The 24,765-nt window shown below is 70.6% G+C and carries 27 protein-coding genes; 13 read left to right on the plus strand and 14 right to left on the minus strand.

Annotated features, from left to right (window positions below; genetic code table 11):
* Positions 1–96: 96 nt before the first annotated feature.
* From BM140_RS14075 to BM140_RS14085, 3 genes are all read right to left on the minus strand, one after another.
* Positions 97–1,026 (minus strand): AEC family transporter, encoded by a 930-nt coding sequence (locus BM140_RS14075; RefSeq protein ID WP_091947631.1) that lies wholly within the window; start codon positions 1,024–1,026, stop codon positions 97–99.
* Positions 1,027–1,138: 112 nt separating this feature from the next.
* Positions 1,139–1,444 carry a 50S ribosomal protein L28 gene (gene rpmB, locus BM140_RS14080; RefSeq protein ID WP_091947278.1) on the minus strand — a complete coding sequence of 102 codons (306 nt, stop codon included), beginning with the start codon at positions 1,442–1,444 and terminating at the stop codon, positions 1,139–1,141.
* A gap of 209 nt (positions 1,445–1,653) precedes the next feature.
* A complete protein-coding gene (locus BM140_RS14085) occupies positions 1,654–2,475 on the minus strand; it encodes a tetratricopeptide repeat protein (protein WP_091947281.1) in 822 nt (273 codons plus the stop codon).
* Positions 2,476–2,574: 99 nt separating this feature from the next.
* On the opposite strand from BM140_RS14085, the gene BM140_RS14090 reads away from it, so the two are divergent.
* Entirely contained in the window at positions 2,575–3,960 is a 1,386-nt protein-coding gene (locus BM140_RS14090) for a leucyl aminopeptidase family protein (RefSeq protein ID WP_091947283.1), read from the plus strand.
* Positions 3,961–3,966: 6 nt separating this feature from the next.
* On the opposite strand, the gene BM140_RS14095 is transcribed toward BM140_RS14090, so the two are convergent.
* Positions 3,967–4,611, minus strand: a complete 645-nt coding sequence (locus tag BM140_RS14095; protein WP_091947286.1) for a glutathione S-transferase family protein — start codon at positions 4,609–4,611, stop codon at positions 3,967–3,969.
* A gap of 49 nt (positions 4,612–4,660) precedes the next feature.
* Positions 4,661–4,987, minus strand: coding sequence for a HesB/IscA family protein (locus BM140_RS14100; RefSeq protein ID WP_091947289.1), 327 nt, complete (start codon positions 4,985–4,987; stop codon positions 4,661–4,663).
* 127 nt (positions 4,988–5,114) lie between these two features.
* Here BM140_RS14100 and BM140_RS14105 point away from each other — a divergent pair, with 127 nt between their 5' ends.
* Positions 5,115–6,362 (plus strand): deoxyguanosinetriphosphate triphosphohydrolase, encoded by a 1,248-nt coding sequence (locus BM140_RS14105; protein WP_244535432.1) that lies wholly within the window; start codon positions 5,115–5,117, stop codon positions 6,360–6,362.
* Between the two features lie 19 nt (positions 6,363–6,381).
* Here BM140_RS14105 and BM140_RS14110 read toward each other — a convergent pair whose 3' ends face one another.
* Complete coding sequence (locus BM140_RS14110) at positions 6,382–6,909, minus strand: hypothetical protein (RefSeq protein ID WP_091947295.1); 528 nt, start codon at positions 6,907–6,909, stop codon at positions 6,382–6,384.
* Between the two features lie 128 nt (positions 6,910–7,037).
* Here BM140_RS14110 and BM140_RS14115 point away from each other — a divergent pair, with 128 nt between their 5' ends.
* From BM140_RS14115 to BM140_RS14130, 4 genes are all read left to right on the plus strand, one after another.
* On the plus strand, positions 7,038–7,499 hold the full coding sequence (locus BM140_RS14115; RefSeq protein WP_091947298.1) for an acyl-CoA thioesterase: 462 nt from the start codon (positions 7,038–7,040) through the stop codon (positions 7,497–7,499).
* A 95-nt stretch (positions 7,500–7,594) separates the two neighbouring features.
* Positions 7,595–9,355, plus strand: coding sequence for an arginine--tRNA ligase (argS, locus tag BM140_RS14120; RefSeq protein WP_091947301.1), 1,761 nt, complete (start codon positions 7,595–7,597; stop codon positions 9,353–9,355).
* Between the two features lie 31 nt (positions 9,356–9,386).
* Positions 9,387–10,841: an SPOR domain-containing protein gene (locus tag BM140_RS14125; RefSeq protein ID WP_091947304.1), complete on the plus strand. Its 1,455-nt coding sequence runs from the start codon at positions 9,387–9,389 to the stop codon at positions 10,839–10,841.
* Between the two features lie 326 nt (positions 10,842–11,167).
* Entirely contained in the window at positions 11,168–12,175 is a 1,008-nt protein-coding gene (locus tag BM140_RS14130; RefSeq protein ID WP_091947307.1) for a glycoside hydrolase family 3 N-terminal domain-containing protein, read from the plus strand.
* Between the two features lie 295 nt (positions 12,176–12,470).
* Here BM140_RS14130 and BM140_RS14135 read toward each other — a convergent pair whose 3' ends face one another.
* The 3 genes from BM140_RS14135 to BM140_RS14145 form a co-directional block, all read right to left on the minus strand.
* Positions 12,471–13,796, minus strand: a complete 1,326-nt coding sequence (locus BM140_RS14135; protein ID WP_091947310.1) for a septal ring lytic transglycosylase RlpA family protein — start codon at positions 13,794–13,796, stop codon at positions 12,471–12,473.
* 349 nt (positions 13,797–14,145) lie between these two features.
* Positions 14,146–14,460, minus strand: coding sequence for a ribbon-helix-helix domain-containing protein (locus BM140_RS14140; protein ID WP_091947313.1), 315 nt, complete (start codon positions 14,458–14,460; stop codon positions 14,146–14,148).
* A complete protein-coding gene (locus tag BM140_RS14145; protein ID WP_091947316.1) occupies positions 14,444–15,115 on the minus strand; it encodes a ParA family protein in 672 nt (223 codons plus the stop codon). The genes BM140_RS14140 and BM140_RS14145 overlap by 17 nt, the downstream gene beginning before the upstream one ends.
* A 313-nt stretch (positions 15,116–15,428) precedes the next feature.
* On the opposite strand from BM140_RS14145, the gene BM140_RS14150 reads away from it, so the two are divergent.
* Positions 15,429–15,992 carry a hypothetical protein gene (locus BM140_RS14150; RefSeq protein ID WP_091947319.1) on the plus strand — a complete coding sequence of 188 codons (564 nt, stop codon included), beginning with the start codon at positions 15,429–15,431 and terminating at the stop codon, positions 15,990–15,992.
* Between the two features lie 200 nt (positions 15,993–16,192).
* The gene (locus tag BM140_RS14155; protein ID WP_425287064.1) at positions 16,193–17,197 is read left to right on the plus strand and encodes an NUDIX hydrolase; all 1,005 of its coding nucleotides are present in this window, start codon (positions 16,193–16,195) and stop codon (positions 17,195–17,197) included.
* A gap of 33 nt (positions 17,198–17,230) precedes the next feature.
* Here the strand turns inward: BM140_RS14155 and BM140_RS14160 are convergent, their stop codons facing one another.
* Positions 17,231–17,752 carry a Ros/MucR family transcriptional regulator gene (locus tag BM140_RS14160; protein WP_091947322.1) on the minus strand — a complete coding sequence of 174 codons (522 nt, stop codon included), beginning with the start codon at positions 17,750–17,752 and terminating at the stop codon, positions 17,231–17,233.
* 713 nt (positions 17,753–18,465) lie between these two features.
* Complete coding sequence (argC, locus tag BM140_RS14165) at positions 18,466–19,407, minus strand: N-acetyl-gamma-glutamyl-phosphate reductase (protein WP_091947325.1); 942 nt, start codon at positions 19,405–19,407, stop codon at positions 18,466–18,468.
* A gap of 183 nt (positions 19,408–19,590) precedes the next feature.
* Between argC and BM140_RS14170 the strand changes: the two genes are divergently transcribed.
* Positions 19,591–20,121, plus strand: coding sequence for a DUF5872 domain-containing protein (locus BM140_RS14170; RefSeq protein WP_091947638.1), 531 nt, complete (start codon positions 19,591–19,593; stop codon positions 20,119–20,121).
* Positions 20,122–20,125: 4 nt separating this feature from the next.
* Here the strand turns inward: BM140_RS14170 and BM140_RS14175 are convergent, their stop codons facing one another.
* Positions 20,126–20,368: a BrnA antitoxin family protein gene (locus BM140_RS14175; RefSeq protein ID WP_091947328.1), complete on the minus strand. Its 243-nt coding sequence runs from the start codon at positions 20,366–20,368 to the stop codon at positions 20,126–20,128.
* Between the two features lie 5 nt (positions 20,369–20,373).
* On the minus strand, positions 20,374–20,610 hold the full coding sequence (locus BM140_RS14180) for a hypothetical protein (protein ID WP_091947331.1): 237 nt from the start codon (positions 20,608–20,610) through the stop codon (positions 20,374–20,376).
* 227 nt (positions 20,611–20,837) lie between these two features.
* Here BM140_RS14180 and BM140_RS14185 point away from each other — a divergent pair, with 227 nt between their 5' ends.
* From BM140_RS14185 to BM140_RS14195, 3 genes are all read left to right on the plus strand, one after another.
* Positions 20,838–21,767: an oxidoreductase gene (locus tag BM140_RS14185; protein WP_091947334.1), complete on the plus strand. Its 930-nt coding sequence runs from the start codon at positions 20,838–20,840 to the stop codon at positions 21,765–21,767.
* A gap of 141 nt (positions 21,768–21,908) precedes the next feature.
* A complete protein-coding gene (locus tag BM140_RS14190) occupies positions 21,909–22,139 on the plus strand; it encodes a DUF6894 family protein (protein WP_091947338.1) in 231 nt (76 codons plus the stop codon).
* 172 nt (positions 22,140–22,311) lie between these two features.
* Positions 22,312–23,028, plus strand: coding sequence for a Crp/Fnr family transcriptional regulator (locus tag BM140_RS14195; RefSeq protein ID WP_342030028.1), 717 nt, complete (start codon positions 22,312–22,314; stop codon positions 23,026–23,028).
* 27 nt (positions 23,029–23,055) lie between these two features.
* Here BM140_RS14195 and ilvN read toward each other — a convergent pair whose 3' ends face one another.
* Positions 23,056–23,598 carry an acetolactate synthase small subunit gene (gene ilvN, locus BM140_RS14200; RefSeq protein WP_091947344.1) on the minus strand — a complete coding sequence of 181 codons (543 nt, stop codon included), beginning with the start codon at positions 23,596–23,598 and terminating at the stop codon, positions 23,056–23,058.
* Between the two features lie 213 nt (positions 23,599–23,811).
* Here ilvN and BM140_RS14205 point away from each other — a divergent pair, with 213 nt between their 5' ends.
* Positions 23,812–24,714, plus strand: a complete 903-nt coding sequence (locus BM140_RS14205; protein WP_091947347.1) for a methyltransferase domain-containing protein — start codon at positions 23,812–23,814, stop codon at positions 24,712–24,714.
* Positions 24,715–24,765: the final 51 nt, after the last annotated feature.

Consider the following 24,765-nt stretch of genomic DNA (forward strand, 5'->3'; position numbering starts at 1 on the left):
TTTTTTCAGTCGGGAACGGGCGTCGGACCGGGGTCGGACGCGAAGGGCGGCACCCTATGGAGGGGCGCCCCGTGGGTCAACGCGAGGACGGGCGCATCAGCCTCGACCCAGCACCATCAACCAGCCCACCGTCGTCCCCGCGGCGGCAAGCGTCGAGACCAGCACGGCGGCGGCCACGAGACCCTGTTCGGTGCGGTAGCGGGCGGCCAGCAGGTAGGCGTTGATGCCCACCGGCATCGCGGCGAACAAAGTCGCGACGCCGGCATAGGCCGGCGGCATCGTGAAGACGTGGAAGGCCATGAGGTAGACCGCGAGCGGGTGCAGCCCGAGCTTCAGGGCCGCCACCACGCTGGCGCCGGGCAGATCGTGCAGCACCCGGTAGCGGGTCAGCCCGGCGCCCAGGGCGATCAGTGCGCAGGTCGAGGCGGTGCCGGCCAGCCCATCGACCAGCGTCTTGGGGATGCCGGAGAACGAGAGGCCGAACGCCTTCATCGCACCGCCGACGAGCAGCGCCAGAAAGATCGGGTTCTTGGCGAGCACCAGACCGAGCGCCTTGAGGCGCTGGCCGAGCGGGCGCCCGCTCTCCGATTCGATCATGAAGGTCGCCGCCCCCATCATCAGGGGGAGATGGACGGCGAGCAGCATGAACAGCGGGAACGCCCCGGCCTCGCCATAGGCCTGGAAGATCATCGGTACGCCGACGAAGACGGTGTTCGATTGGCTCGCGGCGAATCCGTGCAGGATCGCGCCCTTGCGCTCGACGCCCTCGTATTGCCGACCGATCAGCGAGCCCGCGGCCCAGGCGAGGGCGGCCCCGCCGAAATAGCTCGCCCAAAACCCCCAGGCGACCTCGCCCGAGAGCCCCGGTCGGGTCAGCGTCGCGACGATCAGCGCCGGGACGGCGAGCGCGAAGACGTATTCCGACAGGCCGTCGCCGACGCGCTCGGAGATCAGCCCGGACAGCGAGGCCAGCCAGCCGACGACCACGAGCCCGAAGATCGGAAGGATGAGGGTAAGCGCCGTCATCGGCCGCCAGGAGCCCGAATCGCCCAAACGACGAAGGCCACCGGAGGCGTCTCACGCCCGCGGTGGCCTTCGGAACACGGTCGAGGCTTGGGCCCGGTCGAGCCCAAGGGCCTTACGCGGCGGCGGGCGCCGCGGTCTCGGCGAGCTTCTTCTCGATGTCGCGCTTGAGCAGCCGAGCGGTCTGCGACAGCTCGATCTCGCGGGCCTTCACGAGGAAGGCGTCGAGGCCGCCGCGGTGCTCGACCGAGCGCAGCGCGTGGGCGGTCACGCGGAGGCGAACGCGGCGGTTGAGGGCATCCGACTGCAGCGTAACGTTGCAGAGGTTCGGCAGGAACCGGCACTTGGTCTTCCGGTTCGAGTGGCTCACGAGGTGGCCGACCTGGACGGCCTTGCCCGTGAGTTCGCAGCGACGCGACATCGTTACAGTCCTGTCAACGTTTGGCCGGGTCTCGGCGCTTTGGTATCCGGCAAAGCCGCACGGCTCTCGCGCCGCGGGCGTCGAACCCACGCGTCAATCGATTGCGGCGGAGTCCTATGGGAGTGGCGAGCCTATAGGGGAGGCGCGCCGGATTCGTCAAGATCAGGCTGCGGCCTATCGGTGCCGCTCGCCGAGAAAGTGCCGCCGGCTCAACGCGCCGGCTGGAGTCCGGCCGTCCGCGCCGGCTTGAGGCCCGCCGGGCGGCCCGACATCGCCCGCAGCGATTGCACGTTGGCCGCGGCTTCCGCCGGGCCGAGATCCTGGCGCAGCACCGTCTCGGCCTCGTCGTAGCGACCCTTGAGCCCCAGCACCAGGGCGAGGTTCTGGCGCACCCGCGCGTCGGCCCGGGGCTGGGCGGCGGCGCGGCGCAGGGTCTCCTCGGCGGCGTCGAGGCGGCGCGACAGCGCGTAGGACAGGCCGAGATTCGACAGGATGCGCGGCTCTTCGGGGGCGATCTTCAGCGCCGCCTCGTAGAGGCCCTGGGCGCGGGCATGGTCGCCGGTCTGGTCGGCCACCATCCCCTGCGCCGAGAGCACGCGCCAATCGGGTTGGGCCGGGCTATGAGCGTTCTGGAGAACCTCGTTGGCCTCCTGATAGCGGCCGGCCTCGGCCAGCGTCTTGCCGTAGGCGGCGAGCACCGCCTTGTCCTTCGGGTTGCGGAGCGCCGCCTGCTGCAGCACCGCGGCAGCCTGCGACCGCTGATCGGTCGCCCGCAGGGCGTCGGCGTAGCGCATGGCGGCGCGCACGTCGTTGGGATCGGAATTGTAGCGGGCCGCCAGCCCCTCGACGTCGGGCCGCGTCGCGGCGGGCGGTCGGGACGGACCGAACAGCGAGGCGCCGATCGAGCCGGTGGTCTCGGGCGAGCGCGACTGGCAGGCCGAGGCCGCCAAGCCGATCAGGGCGGCGGCGATCAGGCGCCGGGAGCGGACGGTCCGGATCGCGCTTTCCGTTGCAACGACGGTCCGTGTCATCTCGCCTCTCCACTCCACCGGCCGGCCTGCGCTTGCGCCTCGCCGACCCTTGGGGTGATAGAGAATTAACCCTAATCACCGGTTAAGCCCTCGCCCCGCATGACCTCTGCGCTCCTCGCCCCCGGCACCGACGCCATCCCGGTCCACCTCGTCACCGAGTCCGGATGGGCGGCCCTGGAGGCGGAGCTGACGCCGCTCCAGCGGGGTTTCGCCAAGGCGAGCGGTTTCGCGCCGAAGGCGGGACGCCTCGCGCTCCTGCCCGCCGAGGACGGGGCGCTCGCCCGCGTGCTGCTCGGCCTCGGCGATCCCGCTTCGGCAACGTTCGACCGCTTCCTGGCCGGCAAGCTGCCGGCTGCGCTCCCCGCGGGTGACTACCGCCTGGAGCCGGCCGAGGGGATCGACCCGGCCGAGGCGGCGCTCGCCTGGCTGCTCGGTGCCTACCGGTTCGAGCGCTATCGCAAGCCCGGTGCGGAGCGGCCCCGGCTCGTCGCGCCCGGCGGCGTCGATGGAACGCGTCTCACCCGGATCGCGGCGGCGGTCGCGCATGGGCGCGACCTCGTCAACACGCCCTCGAACGATCTCGGTCCCGCCGAGATCGAGGCGGCGATCCGCGACGTGGCCGCGTGCTTCGGCGCCACGGTCGCTGTGGTCGCGGGCGAGGAACTGCGGAAGGAATTTCCGCTGGTCCACGCGGTCGGCGCCGCCTCGCCGCGGGCCCCGCGGCTGATCGACCTGACCTGGGGGCCGGCGGACGCACCCCGCGTCACCCTCGTCGGCAAGGGCGTGGTGTTCGACACCGGAGGGCTCGACATCAAGCCGTCCGCCGGCATGCTGCTGATGAAGAAGGACATGGGCGGGGCCGCCGCCGCGCTCGCCGCCGCCGAGATGATCATGGGCGACGCGCTGCCCGTGCGGCTGCGGCTGATCGTGCCGAGCGTCGAGAACGCGATCGCGGGCGAGGCCTTCCGGCCCGGCGACGTGATCCGCTCGCGCGCCGGCCTCACGGTCGAGATCGGCAACACCGACGCGGAGGGCCGCCTGATCCTCGCCGACGCGCTGAGCTTCGCCGAATCGGACGAACCGGAACTGCTGATCGATTTCGCGACCCTGACGGGCGCCGCCCGCGTGGCGCTCGGCCCCGACCTGCCGGCCTTCTTCACCGGAGACGAGGGGCTGGCCGCGAGCGTCGCCGAGGCGGGGGCTGCGGTGAACGATCCGGTCTGGCGCCTGCCGCTGCACGCGCCCTACGCCAGCGGGCTCGACTCGAAAGTGGCCGACCTCAACAACGTTTCCGGCGGCCCGTTCGCGGGCGCCATCACCGCCGCCCTGTTCCTGCGCCGCTTCGCCCCGAAGACGAAGGCGCATGTCCATTTCGATCTCTACGGTTGGAACCCTTCGACCAAACCCGGTCGACCCGAGGGGGGCGAGGTGCAGACGGCCCGTCTCGTCCACGCGCTGGTGGCCAAGCGCTACGGACAGGCCTGATCCGGCTCACACCGGCGGCGTCAGCCCCTCGCGTGCCAGCACGGCGCGGACCGCGGGCCGAGCCGCCATGGCGCGGGCATGCGCCGTCCAGGCCGGGAACATCGCGTCCATGGCGAAGCCGATCGCCGGCCCCCGCGCCCACAGCCAGAACACCAGCAGGTAGGGATCGACGATCGAGTAGCGCCCCTCGACGGCCCAGCCGCCGTTCGACAGGCGCACCTCGGTCATCGTGCAGAGATCGCCGAACGTGTCGGCGCCCTTGGCGCGGATCGCATCGAAGGCCGCCTCGTCGGCGGCATAGCGTTCGGGCCGGCGGACTTGCGCGTAGGCGACCTGATGCGCGGTGGCGAGCCAGCCGAGCCATTCGTCGGCGAGTGCCGCGTGGCGTGGCTCGTCCGGCATCAGCCCGGCCTCCGGATGGGCGCGGGCGAGGTGGCGCAGGATGGCGGAGGCTTCCGTGAGCACCCAACCGTCCTCGTAGAGCGCCGGCACCCGTCCGCGCTCGTTGACGGACAGGAATTCCGGCGCCCGCTGGTCGCCCTTGGCGAGGTCGAGCCGCACCGTCTCGTACGGTGCACCGGTCTCTTCGAGGGTGATATGGACCGCGAGCGAGCAGGCGCCGGGGGCGTAGTAGAGGGTGCGGGCGGTCATCGCGGGCCTTTTTTCTTCATCGGCGCTGTGCCGGCCCCGCGGGCCCGCCTCAGATCGCGAACGACGTGCCGCAGCTGCAGGAGGCGGTGGCCTGCGGGTTCTCGATCTTGAAGGACTGGCCGATCAGGTCGTTGACGAAATCGATGGTCGAGCCGCCCATGTATTCGAGCGAGACCGGATCGACGAGCACGGTGGCGCCGTCGCGCTCGATCACCACGTCGTCGCCCTCGCGGGCCGCGGTGATGTCGAAGGCGTAGGAGAACCCGGAGCAACCGCCGCCGTTCACGCTGATGCGCAGCGACGAGCCGGGCGGCTCCGAGCCCATGATCTCGTTGATGCGCTTGGCGGCGCGGGCGGTCAGATTGATGTCGGCCATCGCGGTCGCGGTCCCGTCTCGAACCTGTGTGTCATGTCGCGTCCGCGATTGCCGCGGGCGTGCTCCACGCAAGATATGGGGCGATCACCGGGGCCGCAACGCGGCCGAACGCGGGGAAGGCGAGACAGTGCGGCAGAACGGCGAGCGGTGGCGGGCGCCCTACGCGACCGATCCGGGCGCGACCCGCGGCCGGCTGATCCCGGAGGCCGGCTCGCCGACCCGCAGCGATTTCCAGCGCGACCGCGACCGGATCGTCCACTCGACGGCGTTCCGCCGCCTCAAGCACAAGACCCAGGTCTTCGTGCATCACGAGGGCGACCATTACCGCACCCGGCTGACCCACACCCTCGAAGTCAGCCAGATCGCCCGCGCGCTCGCCCGGGCGCTCGGCCTCGACGAGGATCTGGCGGAAGCGCTGGCGCTGTCCCACGACCTCGGTCACACCTGCTTCGGCCATACCGGCGAGGACGCGCTGGACGCCTGCATGGCGGCCTATGGCGGGTTCGACCACAACGCCCAGGCCCTGCGCATCGTCACCCGGCTGGAGCGGCGCTATGCCGGCTTCGACGGGCTCAACCTCACCTGGGAGACGCTGGAGGGGCTGGTCAAGCATAACGGGCCGCTGCTCGACGCGGGCGGCGCCCCGGTCCGGCGCTATGCCGCGACCGGCATCCCGGCGGCGGTGATGGAGTACAACGCCCTCAACGATCTCGAATTGTCGCGCTTCGCCGGGCCGGAGGCGCAGGCGGCGGCCTTGGCCGACGACATCGCCTACGACGCGCACGACCTCGACGACGGGTTGCGGGCCGGCTTGTTCGATCTCTCCGACCTCGCCACCGTGCCGTTCCTCGCGGACCTGCTCGACGAGATCGAACGGCTCCATCCGGGCCTGGAGGTTTCGCGCAAGATCCATGAGCTGGCGCGGCGGGTCATCACCCGCTTCGTCGAGGACGTGATCCGCGAGGGCGAGGCCCGGCTTGCCGCCCTGGCGCCGCGGAGCGTCGCCGACATTCGCGGGGCCGACGCACCGGTCATCGCGTTCTCCCCCGCGATCGCCGAGGCCGACGCCTCGATCAAACGCTTCCTCTACGCGCGGATGTACAGGCATCCGGGCGTCATGGCGGTGCGGGCCAAGGCCAACGTCATCGTGGCCGACCTGTTCTCCGCCTTCCGCGCGGATCCGACGCGGATGCCGCCGGAATGGTCGGAGGGCCTTTCCGGCGCGAGCGAGTCCCGCTTGGCGCGGCGGGTGGCCGACTACATCGCCGGCATGACCGACACCTACGCGGTGCTGGAGCACGGGCGCCTCTTTTCCGAGACGCCCGATCTTCACTGGAGCCCGCCGAGCCGCGGGCTTCCGCTGACGGAGCCGTGAGGCTCCGCAATTGTCGGCGTCAGTAGCAGGTGCAGTTGGAGCCGGTGTTGTAGGCCGGGGCGTATCCGGTGGCGTAGCCGTAATCCGCTCCGTAGGCCGGCACGTAGCCGTAGGTCGCCGGGGCGTAGCCATAGCCGTAGGTCGGCGCGTAGCCGTAGCCCGAACCGTAGGGGCTGCCGGCCGACAGTGCGCCCGCCGCCAGACCGAGGCCCAGCCCCACCCCGGCCCCCGCGAGGCCGAGCCCGACGCCCCGGCCGTAACCGCGACCGGCATAGCCGTAGCCGCCGCGATAGGCCCAACCGCCGCGGTGGCCCCAGCCCGCACGGCTGCCCCAGCCCGCGCGGCTGCCCCAGCCGCCAGGGTGGCCGAAGCCACGATGGCCCGTGAAGCCGTGGCCGCCGCGGTGACCGACGAACCCGCCGTGATGGCCGCCGAAATGGTGCCCACCGACGCCGCCGCCGTGACGGCCGAAGCCGCCGGCCTGCGCCGTGGCCGGGATGGTGACGAGGGCGGCCAGCGCGGCGCCCGCGAGAACGAGGGACTTCATGGAATCGCGATCTCCCGGAGAGGTCTCGAACTCCACAACGACGCGTCGCATCGCGCTTCAGCAAGGGTGTAGGCTACTGAGACCGTCTCCCGCCCGACCGAAGCGCACGAGAATCGAGAGGCGATGCCATGACCGAGCCTGGAAAAGCCCCGCGCGAGACCCGCGGCCGGTATCCCCGCCTCGTCCCGCTCGCCACGCGCTGGGGCGACAACGACGTCTACGGACACGTCAACAACGTCGTCTACTACGCCTTCTTCGATACGGCGGTGAACGGCATCCTCGTCGAAGCGGGCGTCCTCGACATCGCGAACGGACCGGTCATCGGCCTCGTGGTCGAGACCGGCTGCCGCTACTTCGCTCCGGTCGCCTTCCCCGACGCGCTCGTTGCGGGCGTGCGGGTGGCCCATCTCGGCCGCTCCAGCGTCCGCTACGAGGTCGCGATCTTTGCAGCCGGTGCGGACGAGGCCGCCGCGCAGGGGCATTTCGTGCATGTCTACGTGGATCGGCAGACGCGCCGGCCGGTTCCACTGCCGGAGGCGCTACGCAGCGTGCTCACCAGCCTTGTGCCGCCGGAGGCCACGGCGCCGTGACACCCCCCGCGCCCGTTGCTATGGCCCGACCCTGACCTTTCGGCCGCCCGACCCTTTCGCCGCGCGGCCGCGCCAGCGGAATGCGTCTGACCCCCATGAACATCTTCGCTCTCTTCGAGACCCGCGTGCGGGAGGCCCTTGAGGCCCTGACCCGCTCCGGCACGCTGCCCGCCGGGCTCGACCTGTCCCGCGTGCTGGTCGAGCCGCCGCGCGATCCGTCCCACGGCGACCTCGCCACCAATGCCGCCCTGGTGCTGGCCAAGGAGGCCAAGCAGAATCCAAAGGCCTTGGGTGAGGCGCTCGCCGCCGAGTTGCGCGCCGATCCGCGCATCGTCGAGGCGAGCGTGGCCGGCCCCGGCTTCATCAACCTGCGGCTCGCGCCCGAGGTGTTCCATGAGGTGATCCGCGCGACGCTCCGCGACGGCGAGGCCTATGGCCGGGCCAAGATGCCGGGCGGCAAGGTCAATATCGAGTACGTCTCGGCCAACCCCACGGGGCCGATGCATGTCGGCCACGGGCGCGGCGCGGTGTTCGGCGATGCGCTGGCCAACCTGCTGGTCGCCGCCGGCCGCGACGTGACGCGCGAATACTACATCAACGATGCCGGCGCGCAGGTCGATGTCCTCGCCCGTTCCGCCTACCTGCGCTACCGCGAGGCGCTGGGCGAGGCCGTCACGATCCCGGAAGGCCTCTATCCGGGCGATTACCTCAAACCCGTCGGTCAGAAGCTCGCCGAGGTGCACGGTCGCGCGCTGCTCGACCAGCCGGAAGACGAGTGGCTGCCGCTGGTGCGCCGCTTTTCCATCGACGCGATGATGGACATGATCCGCGAGGATCTCGCCGCCATCGGCATCTGCCACGACGTGTTCTTCTCGGAAGCCACGCTCCAGGGCGGCGAGGACGGCAACAAGGTCGCCGCTCTGCTGGGCGCCCTGCGGAAGAAGGGCCTCGTCTACGAGGGCCGGCTGCCCCCGCCCAAGGGCCAGCTCCCCGACGATTGGGAGGACCGCGAGCAGACCCTGTTTCGCTCGACCCAGTTCGGCGACGACGTGGACCGGGCGCTGCTGAAGTCGGACAATACCTACACCTACTTCGCCTCGGACATCGCCTATCATCGCGACAAGTGGCTGCGCGGCGCCTCCGAACTCATCGACGTGCTCGGCGCCGACCACGGCGGCTACGTCAAGCGGATGCAGGCGGCGGTGCAGGCGGTGAGCGACGGGCAGGCTCGGCTCGACGTGAAGCTCTGTCAGCTGGTGCGGCTTTTGCGCGCAGGCGAGCCGGTCAAGATGTCGAAGCGCGCGGGCGAGTTCGTGACCCTGCGCGACGTGATCGACGAGGTCGGACGCGACGCGATCCGCTTCATGATGCTCTACCGCAAGAACGACGCGACGCTGGATTTCGACCTCGCCAAGGTAGTCGAGCAGTCGAAGGACAACCCGGTCTTCTACGTGCAGTACGGGCATGCCCGCCGCTTTTCGGTGCTGCGGCAGGCTCGAGAGGCCATGCCGGGCGAGGATTTTTCGCGCGAGGCCTTGCTGGCGGATGCCGATCTCTCGGCGCTGACCGATCCGGGCGAGATCGAGATGATGCGGCTTATTGCTCAGTATCCGCGGGTGCTCGAATCAGCCGCCGCGGCCCACGAACCCCACCGAATCGCGTTCTACCTCTATGAGACCGCGAGTTCGCTGCATAGTTTCTGGAATAAGGGCAAAGACTTGCCGCAATTACGGATTGTTAATCCAACCGACAGAAAGTCCACCCGGGCCCGCTTGGCCCTCGTTGAGGCCCTCGGCGGCGTGCTCGCCTCGGGTCTGGCGGTTCTGGGTGTCTCCGCGCCGGACGAGATGCGGTGACGCCGTCAGGCGTTTGATGAGGTTTTAGGCCATGACGGGACACGCTTCGCGCGCGACGGTCGATTTCGACGCCTTCGAGCGCGAGCTGCGTCACAGCACGGGCGAGAGCGGACCGGCCAAGGCGGCGTCCCATGGGGCTGCGAATGGGGCGGCGAAGGCCGATCCGCTGGCCGAACTCGCCCGCATCGTCGGACAGGACGATCCCTTCCGGGCGCTGCTGGAGGCGCGGGAGAAGTCCGCCGCCGTCACCGAGGCTCGGCCGGGCCGGATCGAGCCGACCTTCCTCGACGCGCCCGCCCCGGCGCAGGATGATCCGACCGCCCAGGGACGCCCCGCCATGACCTCCGCCCAGACCCCGCCCTCCCCCGGCGGCCAGACGGCCGCCAACCCTGCGGATGCCTTCGACCAGTATCTCGCCTCGGTCGAGCAGGGCCTCTACGCCGGCAACGCGAGCGAAGAGCAGGCGGCCTTCGCCGAGGCCGGCGAAGGCTACCGCGCCGGCCCCATCGAGCGTCCGCGCCAGCGCAGCCGGATGGTGCAGGTCGGTGCCGGCCTCGCGGTGCTGGCGGTCTGCGTCGGCGGCGCGCTCGCCTGGAAGGGCACCCACGGCGGCAGTTCCGGCCCGATCACGGTCCTGGCCGACCAGACCCCGCTCAAGGTCCAGCCGACTGCGACCGACGGTGTCGAGATTCCCGATCAGAACAAGCAGATCTACGACCGCAACGCCAAGGACGGACAGATCAAGATCGTCAATCGCGAGGAACAGCCCCTCGACGTGAATCAGGCGGCCCGCACCGCCGCCGCACGCAACGACGGCCCGTCTCCCGCCGCCGGACAGGGGGGCGCGACTCCCGGTCAGGGCGGCCTGCTGACCGATTCGCTGGGCGAGCCGCGCCGGGTCCGCACCGTCGCGGTCAAGCCCGACACCCCGCCCCCGGCCCCGCCGCCGGCTCAGGCCGCCGCGCCCGCCCCCGCCGACACCGCCGGATCGACCTCGCCGATCCCGACCATGACCCTGCCCGACGCCGCGGGCGGCTCGACGCCGGCCGCGACGCCGCGCCGGCCCTCGCGCACCCTGGCCAGCGCCGCGCCGATGCCGGTCGCCGATGCGGCGACGCCGTCCGAGGCCGAGCCGACCCCGGCGCCCGCCCCGCGCAAGGCGCCGCAGCGCGTCGCCACAGTCGCGCCGGAGACCACCGCCAGCACCCAGGCCGATCCGGCTCCGGCCGTGTCGCAGGCGCCGGTCGGCGGCTTCTCGGTCCAGCTCGGCGTCCGCGGCAGCGAGAGCGAGGCCCGCGCCGCGTTCAAGCAGATGCAGGCCAAGTACAGCCAACTCTCCGGCAAGCCCGAGCTGATCCGCCAGGCCGAGGTCAACGGCAAGACGATCTACCGCGTCCGCGTCGGGCCGCTCGCCAAGAACGAAGCCTCGAGCCTCTGCACCGAGCTGCAGGGCGCCGGCGGCCAGTGCTTCGTCGCCAAGAACTGATCCTCTTCCGGCGATCGCCCCGCCGGCACGGGACGGACGAAGAATCGAGCCCCAATCCCCTCCCCATCCCAGGGAGGGGATAGGCGTGAGAGCATCGGCCCGAAAGATGGTTTCCGGCTTCCGGGGGAAAGCCGATGCGGCTCAATATGCCAATGGATCGGCCGGGCGGCTGCGATTCCACCTCATTCAAAACCCAATCCATCGCCATTTCCGCCCTCGAAGAAGGGGCAGGCGCAAGCCGCGAGCGGCAGAGTGATCCCGGACCGTGGATCCGCACGAGCGCGTCGGCCTCGTCTCCCTCCGTTCGTTTCCAGGACACCGGCCCCATGATCTCCGCCTCAGACGCCCGCGCCGTGATCCTCGGCTGCTCCGGCACGAGCCTGACCCCGGAGGAGACCGCCTTCTTCAGCGAGGTGCGGCCCTGGGGCTTCATCCTGTTCAAGCGCAACATCGGCACGCCGGACGAGGTGCGGGCGCTGACGGCCGCCCTGCGCGACACGGTGGGCCGCCCCGACGCTCCGATCCTGATCGATCAGGAGGGGGGGCGGGTGCAGCGCATGGGGCCGCCGCACTGGCCGAAATACCCCTCCGGCCGCCGGGTCGGCGCGCTCCCCCTCGACCTCGCCCGGCTCGGCGCCCGGCTGATGGCCCACGATCTCGCCGAGGTCGGCATCACCGTCGATTGCGCGCCGATGCTCGACGTTCCGGTGGCCGGCTCCGACGACATCGTCGGCGACCGGGCGCTCGGCACCGATCCCGAGGCGGTGATCGCCACCGGCCGGGCCGTGGCCGAGGGGCTCATGGCCGGCGGCGTCCTGCCGGTGATCAAGCACATGCCCGGCCACGGGCGGGCCACCTGCGACAGCCATCTCGCCCTGCCCGAGGTCGCAGCCGACCGGGAGAGCCTTGCGCAGAGCGATTTCCGTCCCTTCCGGGCGCTGGCCGACCTGCCGCTCGCCATGAGCGCGCATGTCGTCTTCACCGCCATCGACCCGGAGCGGCCCGCCACCCTGTCGCCGACGGTGATCCGCGAGATCGTTCGCGGCGAGATCGGCTTCGACGGCCTGCTGATGACGGACGATCTGTCGATGCACGCCCTCCAGGGTCCGTTCCGGGCGCGGGCCGAGGCGGCGTTCACGGCCGGCATCGACATCGTGCTCCACTGCAACGGCCGCATGGAGGAGATGCGGGAGATCGTCGAGGCGGCGCCACTTCTGGCCGGCGATCCGGCCCGCCGGGCGCAGGCCGCTCTGGCGCGCCTGTCCACGCCCGCGCCGTTCGACGTCGCCGAGGCCCGCGCCCGCTTCGAGGCGGCATGGATGACGGTGGCCTGAAGCCGAGCGCCGTTAGGCAGAACCGATCCGGGCGCGGCACGCAAAACGTAAGACTGGGACAGGACTTGCAATCGCCGCCGAAGGGAGGCGGGCGCATCTCATGTTCCAGTGCCGGCTAAGTATAGTCCGTCGACCGGATCCGGCCCGCCGAAATTCATAACAATTGTTAAGCTTCTGTTGCGGTGCGACAACAGACACGGCGCAGGCTTGCGCTTATCAAACGCGCAGTTCCTTTCCGAGACACGGAACCACCTGGAGGCGCGGCCACCCTGACGGGGGCGCGCCTCGCTTCTTTTCAGTAGACGCCGGCCACCTTCGAGCGGGCCGAGGTCTTCGCCGGCACCTTGCCGGGCGTAGCGGCCGGTGCCGTGGGTTTGGCCGGCGCGGTGGAGACCGCGGCGAGGCGGGCGATGGCGAGCTTCGAGGCGGACGGCATCGCCGCCATCCTGGAGGAATGTTCCGGCGCCGCAACCCGGGCGGGCACCTTGGCGGCGACGGAGGCCGCGCGCACCGGCCCAGACGCCTGCGGCGGCGTCACCTTGAGCGGGGCCGCGGCCAGCCGCAGCGGCGGCGGCGCGAGACGCAAGGGCGCATCGCGATGGCCGGGGCGCGGGGCGGTCTTGGCCTCTGCCAGAGCCCGGTGCGGCTCGCGCGTATGGGCCGCAGGAGAAAGAGCGGGCGCCGTCGCGGCGGCGGGGCGGAACGGCGCGGCGCGGGCAGCGGTCGGCTGCACTGCCGCCGGCACGGCGACGCTCGCGGCGCTCGCCAGCATGATCGGCGCGGGCCGGGCCGGACGCGGCGCCGGGGCGGCCTCGGGGGCGTCGTCGCGCTCCTCGGCCGGCTTGAAGGCGAGCGCGCGCGACGGGCGTTCGAACCGCTCGTTGATGCGCTCCTGCGCGGGCTCGGGATCGGAGGGGCCGAGATCGGCCATCATGGTCGGCGCACGACCGATGGCGGCGGGGCTGCCGTCGGTGCGGAGCGTGGCCAGCAGCTTGCGGTCGTCGCTGCCAGCGACGGAGGCCTTGCCGGCATATTCGATTCGCACCCGGGCCGTACCCTTGCGGTGGAACTCCAGCGCCCGGGCGGCCTCTTCCGAGACGTCCATGACGCGGCCCGCATGGTAGGGGCCGCGGTCGTTGACGCGCAGGATCATCGAGTAGCCGTTGTCGAGGTTGGTCACTCGGACATAGCTCGGCAACGGCAGGGTCGGGTGGGCGGCGGCGATGGAGTGGCGGTCGAACACCTCGCCGTTGGCGGTCACGCGACCATGGAAGGCGCTGCCGTACCACGAGGCCAGACCCTCGCGGACATAGCCGCGGGCGTCCTCGCGCGGCACGTAGGTCTTGCCCGCGACGACGTAGGGCTTGCCCGAGAAGCGGCGTCCGCCGCCTTTCGGGATCACGTCACCCTCGTTGTAGACGCGCCGGCTCGCCCGCACGCCGTATTTCGGATCGACGCCGTTGCCGGAGGACGGTCCCGCGCCGGCGAATTGAGGAGGCTTGTTGGCGCAGTTGGCGGTCAGCAGCGCCACCGCGCAGGCCGCGGCCAGCCGCGCGACCGGCACATGACCCAGCAGGGACCGTTGCACCGGAGGGAATCCGGCCGTCCTGACACCCGCCATGTTGCCCGCCCGCTTCCCACCGACGCCACAAGGTTCCCTCCGGCCGCAGGAAGCGGGGCCGTCGGGATCACGCTCGTGCCGGACATCACGCGCCCAGCCGTCCCCAGAGGATCGTCCGGACGCGGTAAAGGAAGGCTGAACGGCGGCGCCGGAACCGGGTCGGACGGACGCGAGGTTGGGGACAACGGGTTGAGAGGGTTGGGAAATGCCGGTCGCGACCGGGTGCCCGCAAGGCTTCTTGCACCCTGGCGGGGCAGCCCGTGGCGCCCTCCACGGGGTGGGCGAGACGCCATAGGCGACAGGCCCGCCTCGTTGGGACAGCGAGGGGAGACGCGCCTCCCCTCCCCCGTCAGCGCGGCTTCTCTCCCAGGATCTGCTCGATCGAGCGGGCGCCGCGCTGCTTGAACAGCAGGTCGAGGGCCTCGAGCATCAGGCCGTGCATCTTGCTGCGCTCGGCATAGGCGAGGTCGCGCAGCTGGTCGTAGACCGGCGGCTCGAGATAGACCGACATCTGCTTGGCACGCTGCTTGAGCGTGCCGACGCTCGCCGCGGAGGATGGCGGGGCGCGGTCGAACGTGACGATCTCGGCGCTCGGCGGCCGGACCGGCTTCGGTGTCGCCTCGGCGACGATCGAGGCGAGGCTGAGCTTAGGCGGCCTGGACATGACCGCCCGCCGCCCTGTTCAGCCCGGTCAGCGGACGTGCCGCCTGCATCCGCCGCTCGATCCAGCTCCACAGCCGGCGCACCTCGCCCGCGGCCTGCCCCTTCGGGTTGAACTCGGTGACGCCCTGGCCGACGCCGATGGCGTCCTGATGGTCGGTGCGGGCGACGATGTTGACGTCAGGCAGGATACCGAGGACGGCGAGCCCGTCGGCCGCGTCGCGGATGCGGTAGGAGCGCGGCGGGGTCTGGTTCAGCACGAAGGCGAACTTCTTCTCCAGCCGGTACACCGCCGCCAGCGTCGGCTTGAACGCGCGCAGATCCGCGGGCGTCGGGCGGCAGGGGATGATGCAGAGGTCCGCCGCGCGGATCGCCGAGAGCGTTCCGGTGGAATCGACCCCGGGTGTGTCGATGAAGACGTAGTCGTAGGACGACTCGGCGAGCCGCTCCATCACGGCGTCGATCTGGGTCGCGTCGATCTGGGCGACCTCCGGCCCCTCGGCCGTGCGGTGGTCGAGCCAGTCGGTGATGGTGGCCTGCCGGTCCATTTCCAGAATGCAGACGCTGTGGCCCGCCTCCTGGGCGGCGACCGCCAGTGAGATGCACAGCGTGCTCTTGCCGCTGCCGCCCTTCTGCGTAACGAACGTGATCGCTTTCATCCTGCGGCCCCTGTCGGGGGTCCGGCCCGGACGTGTCCGTCCTGTGATGCCGGGATGCCCTGATCCGCGATCTCATCCCATCATGGTTAACCGGCGGTTAAGGCGGGCCGCGCCGTGGGTGCCCCGTGAATCATACTTCAGGTTGATACAACTGCCCGCCCGCACTGAACGCTTTACGGGATGTGTCATATGACGCTAGGGTTTTCACCGGGCGGCTTCGGCCGATAAAATTTACCTCAGGTATCTTCGACGGACGTGCGGGGCCAAGGCTTCACGCGGTGTTCCCGCACGTCCGAACCGTACCGGTGACGTCATGACGGCCTTTCACCCCGACCTCTCGACCGCCTTCGCGGGTTCGGCCTGCATCGGCGCCTGGGCGCACGATCCCATGAGCGACCGGCTCGCCCTTTCCCCGGCACTCGCGCGTGTGCTGTCCCTTCCCGAGGAAGCGGCCTCGGGCGCACCTTTGGAGATGGCGCTCGCCCGGATCGAACCGGAGGACGCGCTGCGGCTGGAGAGCGTGCTGCGGGCGGCGGGCCAGGACGGCTGCCCGTTCGAAGCGGAGTTCCGCACCCGCCCCGGTCCCGCCGGCCCGCGCTGGCTTCGGCTGATGGGCCGCTGCGCCCGCGATCCGGCCTCCGGCCTTCGGGCCACCCAGGGGCTCGCCTTCGATCTCACCGAGGGACGTGCCGACGGCCCGGCCGATTGGCTCGACCAGCGCCGTGCCAACCGCCTCGCCGACCACGCCGTGGCGATGAAGGGACTGGTGGCGGGCCTGCGCAACCCACCGCTCGCCCGCTTGGTCGACAAGATCGCGACCGAGGTCGGCCACGAGGTCGCCCGCCGCCTGCGCGGGACCGGGCGGGCGGTTCATTAGAGCATCGGCCCGAACGGTGTTTTCCGGTTTTCGGAAACAGCCGAGGCAGCCCAGTCCCCCAAAGAATTATTCGGATCTCATATCCCGGACGATTCTTTAGAAGCATTCCGGCCTCACGTTGACGGTGCCGGTTCCGATCCGGCATGAGCGAGGCGCCCCGAAGATGTCCGGGGCTGTCGGGGAGCATCGGGGCCGAGGGGATGAGCACGGCCGAACCGGGTGTGGCCGCCTTCGCGACGGAAGGCCTCGAGCGCAATGCGAACGCGTCGGCGGTGGGCCTTGTCGCCGTCATCGTCGCGGCGACAGACGGCGAGCCGCGGGCGCTCACCGTGCAGGTGGCCGGCCAAGCGGCCGGCCGGAGCACCGCGCTTCCCGCGGGCCCGCTCGTCCCGGAGCACGCCACCCTGGAGCGGGGCCTGCGGGCCTGGGTCGAGCGGCAGACCCACCAGCGTCTCGGCTATGTCGAGCAGCTCTACACCTTCGGCGACCGGGATCGCGACGGCGGCGGGCGCGGCGCCCACCTGCTGTCGGTGGCCTATCTCGCCCTGGTGCGGGAACTGCGCCCGGCCGGCCTCGCCGAGGCCGCGTGGCGCAACTGGTATCGCTACCTGCCCTGGGAGGATTTTCGCGAAGGACGCCCGGAGGCGCTGACGGCGATCGAGCCGCGGCTGATGGAATGGGTCGCCAAGGGGTCGGACGCCAAGCTGCGACGCCTGCGCGAGGACCGGGTCGGCCTGAACTTCGGCCTCGGCGGCGCCTGGAACGAGGAACGGGTGCTGGAGCGCTACGAGTTGCTGTTCGAGGCCGGGTTGATCCCGGAGGCCCGTGGGCAGGCCGGTGCGGCGGTGCCCGACGATGCCGCCGTGACGGGCCAGCCGATGGCGCTCGACCATCGCCGGGTTCTGGCCACCGCGATCGGGCGCCTGCGCGGCAAGATCAAGTATCGACCGGTGGTGTTCGAGTTGATGCCGCCGGCCTTCACCCTGCTCCAGCTCCAGCGCACCGTCGAAGCCTTGTCCGGCACGCGGCTGCACAAGCAGAATTTCCGGCGCCTCGTGGCGCAACAGGGCTTGGTCGAGGAGACCGAGGACGTCACCAGCGGCAATGCCGGGCGCCCGGCCCGGCTGGTGCGCTTCCGCCGCGAGGTGCTGCTGGAACGGCCGGCGCCGGGCGTGCGGCTCACGCCGACGCGCCGGCCAATCTGATCGCAGAACCGGCGACCGGAGCGCCGCCGCGGCTCAGGCGTCCTTCTTCTTGCGCGCGGCGCGGGGCTTCTTGGCCGGGGCGGCCTCGGCCTCCGGCTCGGCTGCGGCCGGCGCCTCGGAAACCGTCTCGCCGTCGGGGCGCCGCCGCTGCTGGCCGAGGCCCAGGGCGCGGGCCAGTTCGGAGCGCTGCTCGGAATAGCTCGCCGAGGTCATCGGGTAATCGTTCGGCAAGCCCCACTTCGCCCGGTAGGCCTCGGGGGACAGGCCCCGCAAGGTCAGGTGACGACGCAGGGTCTTGTACGGCTTGCCGTCCTCGAACGAGATCAGGAAGTCGTGGCTGACCGACTTGCGGATTTCCTGCGGCGTGGCCTTGGGCGGACCGCTATCGGCGGGCTTGGCGCTGACCGTGACCGAGCGGATCGCCTCGTGCACGTCGCCGATCAGGCGCGGCAGATCGGCGCTCTGGACATGATTGTTGCTGACATAGGCCGAGACGACATCGGCAGCCAGAGTGATGAGGCGTGCGGTTTCCGCATCCTGTTCGGTGGTGTCCATGGCGCTGTCTTCTCGGTCCGATTGATTACTTGAAACAGGGTAAGCTCAGCATCGCTGCAGAGCAAGTCTGCGTGTCATTGCTGTTAGGGTTGCAGGGCAATGAAAATCGAGGCGGAGGGGTGTATCTGACATGCTTCGCGCTTCGACGAAGAGCGGGCAAGCGTGTAGTAAGTGACATTTTCGCGACTTGGTATCGATGGTTTTCAAGCCCGGCCAATATTGCAAATGTTAAGATGGATTCGGACGCGTTCAAAAATTTCTTGCATTATCAATGCCTTAATAAATTCCTGGCCGAGCGGGATCCCGACCCGCCCGGCGGAGCGAGACGCAGGACGCACCGGCAGGGCCAAGTTGCAGTGCCGCTCGACGGAGCGTGCGGCAGGCCGACGCACGCCTCGGTATTTTCTGTGGATTTCTGCTGAAGGCGCTCATGGCGCAGCCAGGCCGGCGGGGCCTTGCAAGACCGTCGTTGACGCGTCGGTCCGGTTGCGGCCTCGCACGACGGTCCGCGGACGCGAAAGGTTGCGCTCCCGATCCGCGGATCGGCGCCACGCGGCATGGCCGACGGGTTCGGACGCGAAGGATCGGGTCGAGACGCCAAGCGGAGCCGATCAGACGCGGATCTCCACGCCCGATGTCATCACGGATCCCGAAACGGGGCGGGAAAGCACCGCGCCGCGTCTCGGGATCGGCCGACCGAAATCGGTCGTCGTTCAGTTCAGCCCGAGCATCAGCCCGAGATTCTGCACCGCCGCGCCGGAGGCGCCCTTGCCGAGATTGTCGAGGCGGGCGACGAGCACCGCTTGGCGATGGCTGTCGGAGCCGAATACCCGCAATTCCAGCCGGTCGGTGTCGTTGAGGGCCTCGGGCTCGATGCGCTCACGATGGGCGCCGTCCTCGGCGCCGGGCACGACCCGCACCTGATCGGAGCCGGCGTAGTACGCGGTCAGCGCCGCTTCGAGATCCCCCGGGGCCGGGCGGGCGGGCAGCGCGTCGAGATGGAGCGGGATGCTGACCAGCATGCCCTGACGGAAGTTACCGACGGAGGGGACGAAGATCGGACGCCGCGTCAGCCGGGCATAGACCTGCAATTCGGGCAGGTGCTTGTGGCCGAAGCCCAGGCCGTAGAGCTCGAAAGCCGGGGCGCGGCCCGCCTCGTAGGCCTCGATCATGCCCTTGCCGCCGCCGCTATAGCCGCTCACCGCGTTGACGCTGATCGCCGTATCGGGCGCGATCAGGCCGGCTTCGACGAGGGGGCGCAGCAGGGCGATGGCCCCGGTCGGGTAGCAGCCGGGATTGGCGACCCGCTTGGCGGCGCGGATGGCGCCGGCCTGATCGCGGGTCAGCTCGGCAAAACCGTAGACCCAACCTTCGGCGACGCGGTGCGCGGTGCTCGCGTCGAGAAGCTTCGGGCCGCCACCGGGCAGGGAGTCGGCGAGCTGCGCGGTCTCGCGGGAGGCGTCGTCGGGCAGGCAGAGCACCGCGAGATCGACGTCTTCGAGGATCGCCCGCTTGGCATTCGGATCCTTGCGGCTCTCGTGCGGGATGCTGACGAGGGTGACGCGGCCGTCGCGCTCCAACCGCTCGCGGATGCCGAGCCCGGTCGTGCCGGCCTCGCCGTCGATGAAAACCTTCGGCCTGCTCGCCTCGGACATCGCGATCCTCGCTCGGCCGGGCATCCGGCCGTCTCCCTGGTGGCGCGCAGGTGGAAGCTCCGCGCGCGGCTGTCAACGTCGATGATGGGCGCCTGTCCACTGCGCAGGACGCACCCATGAGGAACCGAGCTTACGGCCTCCTGTTGACAGCCGAATGTCGATGAACCGAACCGGAGACCGATGATGGCCGAGCGCGCGAAGAAGACCGACCCGAAGCTGTGGGACAAGGTGAAGAAGGAGGTGACCCGATCCTCCAAGGGGGGCAAGCCCGGCCAGTGGTCGGCCCGCAAGGCGCAGATGGCCACCTCCGAATACAAGAAGGAGGGCGGCGGCTACGAGGGGAAGAAGACCGACGACAACCACCTCAAGCAATGGACCGATGAGGAGTGGGGCACGAAGTCGGGCAAGGAATCGGGTAAAACCGGCGAGCGCTACCTGCCCAAGAAGGCCAGGGAGAAGCTGTCCGACGCCGAGTACAAGCGCTCGACCGAGAAGAAGCGGGCCGACACCGCCAAGGGCCGACAGCACTCCAAGCAGCCCGCGGATGTCGCTAAGAAGGCGGCCACGGCCCGCAAGACCGGCGGCAAATCCGGGACTACGTCGAACCGCGGCGGCAGCACCAAGGCGGAGCTGATGGAGCGGGCGCGCAAGCACGACATTCCCGGCCGCTCCAAGATGAGCAAGGGCGAGCTGGAGCGGGCCCTGTCCGCCTGATCGTTCAGAGGCCCGCGGCCGCCTTCAGGGCAGCGTTGATGCGGTCCTGCCAGCCCGGGCCGTCTTTCTGGAAATGCTCCAGCACGGCCCGGTCGATGCGCAGGGATACGGTCTCGCGCGCACCGGGAATCGCGACCGGCGCCGGGGCGGCCTTGGGCGCCTCCGGGACTTTCCGGGTCACGGCCTTGAACGCGGCCTCGGCGGCCTGACGCGGGTCGCTGGGACGGCGGGTGCGGTCCATCGCCATGGCGATCAGCCCGCGACCTTCTTGCGGCTGCGCTTGGGCGGCGGCGGCGGCTCTGCGGCCTTGGCCGCGGCCTCCTCGGCTTCCTTGGCGAGGCGGAGCGCCCGCAGGCGCACGGTGCGTTCGTCCACGGCCTTGACGGAAGCGAGATGCTCGGCCATGGCCTGCGCCCCCTCGCGCGCCATGCGCTCGGACCGCTCCGCGCGCTCGGCGGCGCGGGTCTTGGCGTCTGTGTCGTCGCTCATGAAAGGGTCTTTCGATGAGGGTCGTGCCGCGTCGAAGCGTCGGCAGGCGGCGGCCCGGCGGAAGATCTGGCGCCACGGGCGGCATCGGTCCGCGGACAGGATCGTCGGGACGCGCAAGGAATTAGCACGAAAGCGACGCGATTGACCAATCCACCGGACGCAGGGCGGGTTATCCCCTAGAGATCGGCACGCCCTCATGCCGCATTTCAGGCGGGAGGACCCCTTCGATGGCGCAGCGCGACGGGACGAGCGCCGATATCCCTTCTCAGGCGGGCCGCGTCGCGCTGGTGACGGGGGCGAGTTCGGGCATCGGCTACGAGACCGCTTTGGCCCTCGCCGGGGCCGGCGCACGGGTGGTGCTGGCGGTTCGCGACCCCGCGAAGGGCATGCGCGCGGCGGAGGCGATCGCGCGCATCCACGCGCAGGCGGACCTCGTCGTGCGCGAACTCGAAACGGCCCGCCTCGCGAGCGTGCGGGCACTTGCCGAGACCCTTCGGGCGGACGGCACGATCATCGATCTCCTGATCTTGAATGCCGGCATCGCCGCGGTGCCGCGGCGCGAGGACAGCGAGGACGGCTTCGAGCGACAGCTGGCCACCAACCATCTCGGCCATTTCGCCCTCACCGGGTTGTTGCTGTCGCTGCTGCGCCTCTCCCCCGACACCCGCATCGTCGCTGTGGCGAGCCTCGCCCATCGCAGCGGGCGGATCCGCTTCGACGATCCGCACTGGCGCGAGGGCTACGGGCCGCAGAAGGCCTATCGCCAGACCAAGCTCGCCCTGTTGATGTTCGCCCTCGAACTGGAGCGGCGCCTGCGCCGGGCGGGCCGGCCGGAACGGGCGCTCGCCGCCCATCCGGGGTTGGCGCTGACGGACGTGTTTCGCCGCGGCGACCGGGCCGGCCCGGTCCAACGGGCGGTGGGGCGCGCCCTGTTCTCCCTCGTCGGCCAATCGGCGGCTCGCGGCGCCCTGCCGATCCTCTTCGCCGCCACCGCACCGGAGGCGCGCGGCGGCGGCTATTATGGACCCGACGGCCTTTGGGAGGCGCGCGGCGCGCCGAAGCCCGCCCGCATCTTTCCGCATGCACTGGACGAGGCGGACGCTGCACGGCTCTGGACGATGTCCGAGGCGATGACCGGTATCCGCTTCACACTCTGACCCCGACCGGCTTTCACGCGGGTCCTCAGGAGGTCGCCGAATGGCCGCAAAAACGACTTGCACGCAATTTAATTGCTCTTCACAGACAGGCGCGCGCAGGGACCGGGTGCATCCGCCGGGATGCGAGCGCAGGAGCCGCCGATGCCCCGATACTTCTTCAACGTGATCGACGGGACGAACCTTCACGACGACGAGGGCACGGATCTGCCCGATCTCGAGACCGCCCGGTGCGTCGCGATCCGGTATGCCGGGGCTCTGCTCGAGGAATCGGGCCTCCGCCTCCGGTTCGGCGACACTTGGCACCTGGAGGCCACCGACGAGGCGCGGAACGTGCTGTTCCAGCTCGATTTCAGGGTCCGTCCGACCCCGTGAGGCCTGACGCGACGCCGTGCGCGGCCTGTGGGCCCGCATCGTGCCCATCGCGGTTCCGGCTTCTCTTCACCCGCACGATCGCGCAATCTGACGACCGATCCCGGCCTGCGCCGTGAACGAGCGTCGAGTACCTTCCGCACAACGCCTCATGTCAGTGACGACCGACCGAATCGTGCAGCCCCTCATCCGCCGATTGACGAGCACCGCCAACCCCTCCGACGAGGTGATCCGGGCGTTGGCGGATCTGCCGTTCACGGTGAAGAGCTTCGAGCCGGGTCAGGACATCGTCCGCGACGGCGAGCGGCCCGAGCATTGCGCGGCGGTGATCGAGGGCTGGCTCTGCCGCTTCAAGCTTCTGCCGGATGGTGGACGCCAGATCATCGCCTTCCACATCGCCGGCGACATGCCGGACCTGCAGAGCCTCCATCTCGGGGTGCTGGACCACAGCATCAGCGCCGTGACGCCCTGCACGGTCGCGCTGATCCCCCACGAGGCCCTGCGCCAACGGACCGCCCGCCTGCCGGATCTCGCCGCATTGCTGTGGCGCGAGACGATGATCGACGCGGCGCTGTTCCGCGGCTGGGTCACCGCCATGGGCCGCCGCTCGGCCTATGGCCGCACCGCCCACCTGTTCTGCGAACTCCATATGCGCCAGCGCGCGGTGGGCCTCGCCGAGCCGAGACACTCCCCGATGCCGCTGCGGCAGACCGACCTCGCCGACGCCATGGGCCTGACCTCGGTCCACATCACCCGCACGCTCGGCGCCCTGCGCAAGTCCGGCCTGATCACCCTCCAGGGCCGCACGCTGACCATCCACGACTGGGATGGCCTGTGCCAGGCGGCGGAGTTCGACCCGAGCTACCTGCATCTGGGGAAAGCGAACGGCTGACGCGCGCCCGCTTTCCCCGGTTCGGGCTCAGAGCGGCTCGGCGCCGCGGGCCATGGCGGCGATGCCGGTGCGGGAGATCTCGACGAGACCGATCACGGTGAGCAGCCGGATGAAGCGGTCGATCTCCTCGGTCGAGCCGGTCAGCTCGAACACGAAGGAGTTGAGCGTCGCGTCCAGCGTCCGGGCGCCGAAGGCGGCGGCGAGCCGAAGCGCCTCGCTGCGGTGCTCGCCGAGGCCGACGACCTTCACGAGGCAGAGTTCCCGCTCCAGGGCCTGACCTTGCAGGGTCAGGTCGACGACGCGGTGGACCGGCACGAGCCGATCGAGCTGCGCCTTGATCTGGTCGATCACCGCATTCGTGCCGGTGGTCACGATGGTGATGCGCGAGATGTGGCGCGCCTCTTCCGTCTCGGAGACGGTCAGGCTCTCGATGTTGTAGCCGCGGCCCGAGAACAGGCCGGCGATGCGGGCGAGCGCGCCGGGCTCGTTGTCCACGATCACCGCGAGGGTGTGGCGGTTGACCGTCTCGATCCGGGTGGGCTCGGGATAGTGGGTGTTCATGGCGTTCATCGCGGCGCGTTCCTCGACTCTCTATTTACTTCGGCCTCAAGCGCCGGCGGTCGCATCCGCGACCTTAGGCTTCTCGCTTCGCTAGACGCCTCGGCTTGCGCCGAGGCCGCTTCGCGGGGCGCTTCTCGCGCCCGGAAGACGGCACCATCGCCCGGATCGACGGTGGTGCTCGATGCTGGACCCGCCTCCCGGCGGCGTGATACCGGCCCCGCCATGGAACGGCGCCAGCGTGTCTTGAACCTCGTCCTGCCGCGCGGACGAACCGGCGTCGAGATCGGCCCCCTCGCCCACCCGCTCATCCACAAGAGCGATGGCGACGTGCTCTACGCCGACCATATGCCGACCGACGCCCTGCGGCATCACTACCGCGATCATCCGACCCTCGGGCCGGCGGGCGTCGACGGCATCGTCCCCGTCGACATCGTGCTCGGCGAGGGCGGGCTGGCGCAGGCGCTCGAAGGGCGTGGCCCGGTCGATTACATCGTCGCCTCGCACGTCATCGAGCATATCCCCGATCCCCTCGGCTGGCTCGCCGGGGCGGCCGAGGTGATGAGGGAGGGCGGCGTGTTCTGCCTGATCGTCCCGGACAAGCGCTTCACCTTCGACCATTTTCGCACCCCGACGAGTGTCGGCGCACTGGTGGCCGCCCAGCTGCTGCGCCTGCGCAAGCCGCCGCTCTCGATCGTCTACGAGCATTTCGCCCGCGCCTGCGCCGTCGATCGCCGGGCCGTCTGGCAGGGCCGTCCGGTAGCGCCGCGGCCGCTCAGCGGCGGATCGGCCGCCGCGTACGAACTCGCGGAGCGGATCACCCGCGACGACGCCTATGTGGACGTGCACTGTTCGGTGTTCACGCCTTTCAGCTTCGCCGCCGTGCTCGAGGAGGTGCTGAGGCTCGGCCTTCTGCCGTTCGAATGCGCCGCCCTGGAGCCGACGCGCCCGCGCGAGGACGAGTTCTTCGTGCTCCTGCGCAAGCGCGGCGACTGGACGCCGGCCGCGCGCGGGGCATCCGTGCCGCGCCTCGACCCTCGCCGGCACGACGCGTTGCCGAAGCCGCCGCTTCCCGCCCGCCTCGCCGCAGCCTGGGGGCTGCGGCGGGCGGGGCGCGGGACGCCCTGAGGCGTCCCGTTCGAGAAGGCCGCGCATGGCCGTTCCGCCGGGTTCGCGAGG

The organism is Methylorubrum salsuginis (assembly GCF_900114375.1).
Classification (GTDB): Bacteria; Pseudomonadota; Alphaproteobacteria; order Rhizobiales; family Beijerinckiaceae; genus Methylobacterium; species Methylobacterium salsuginis.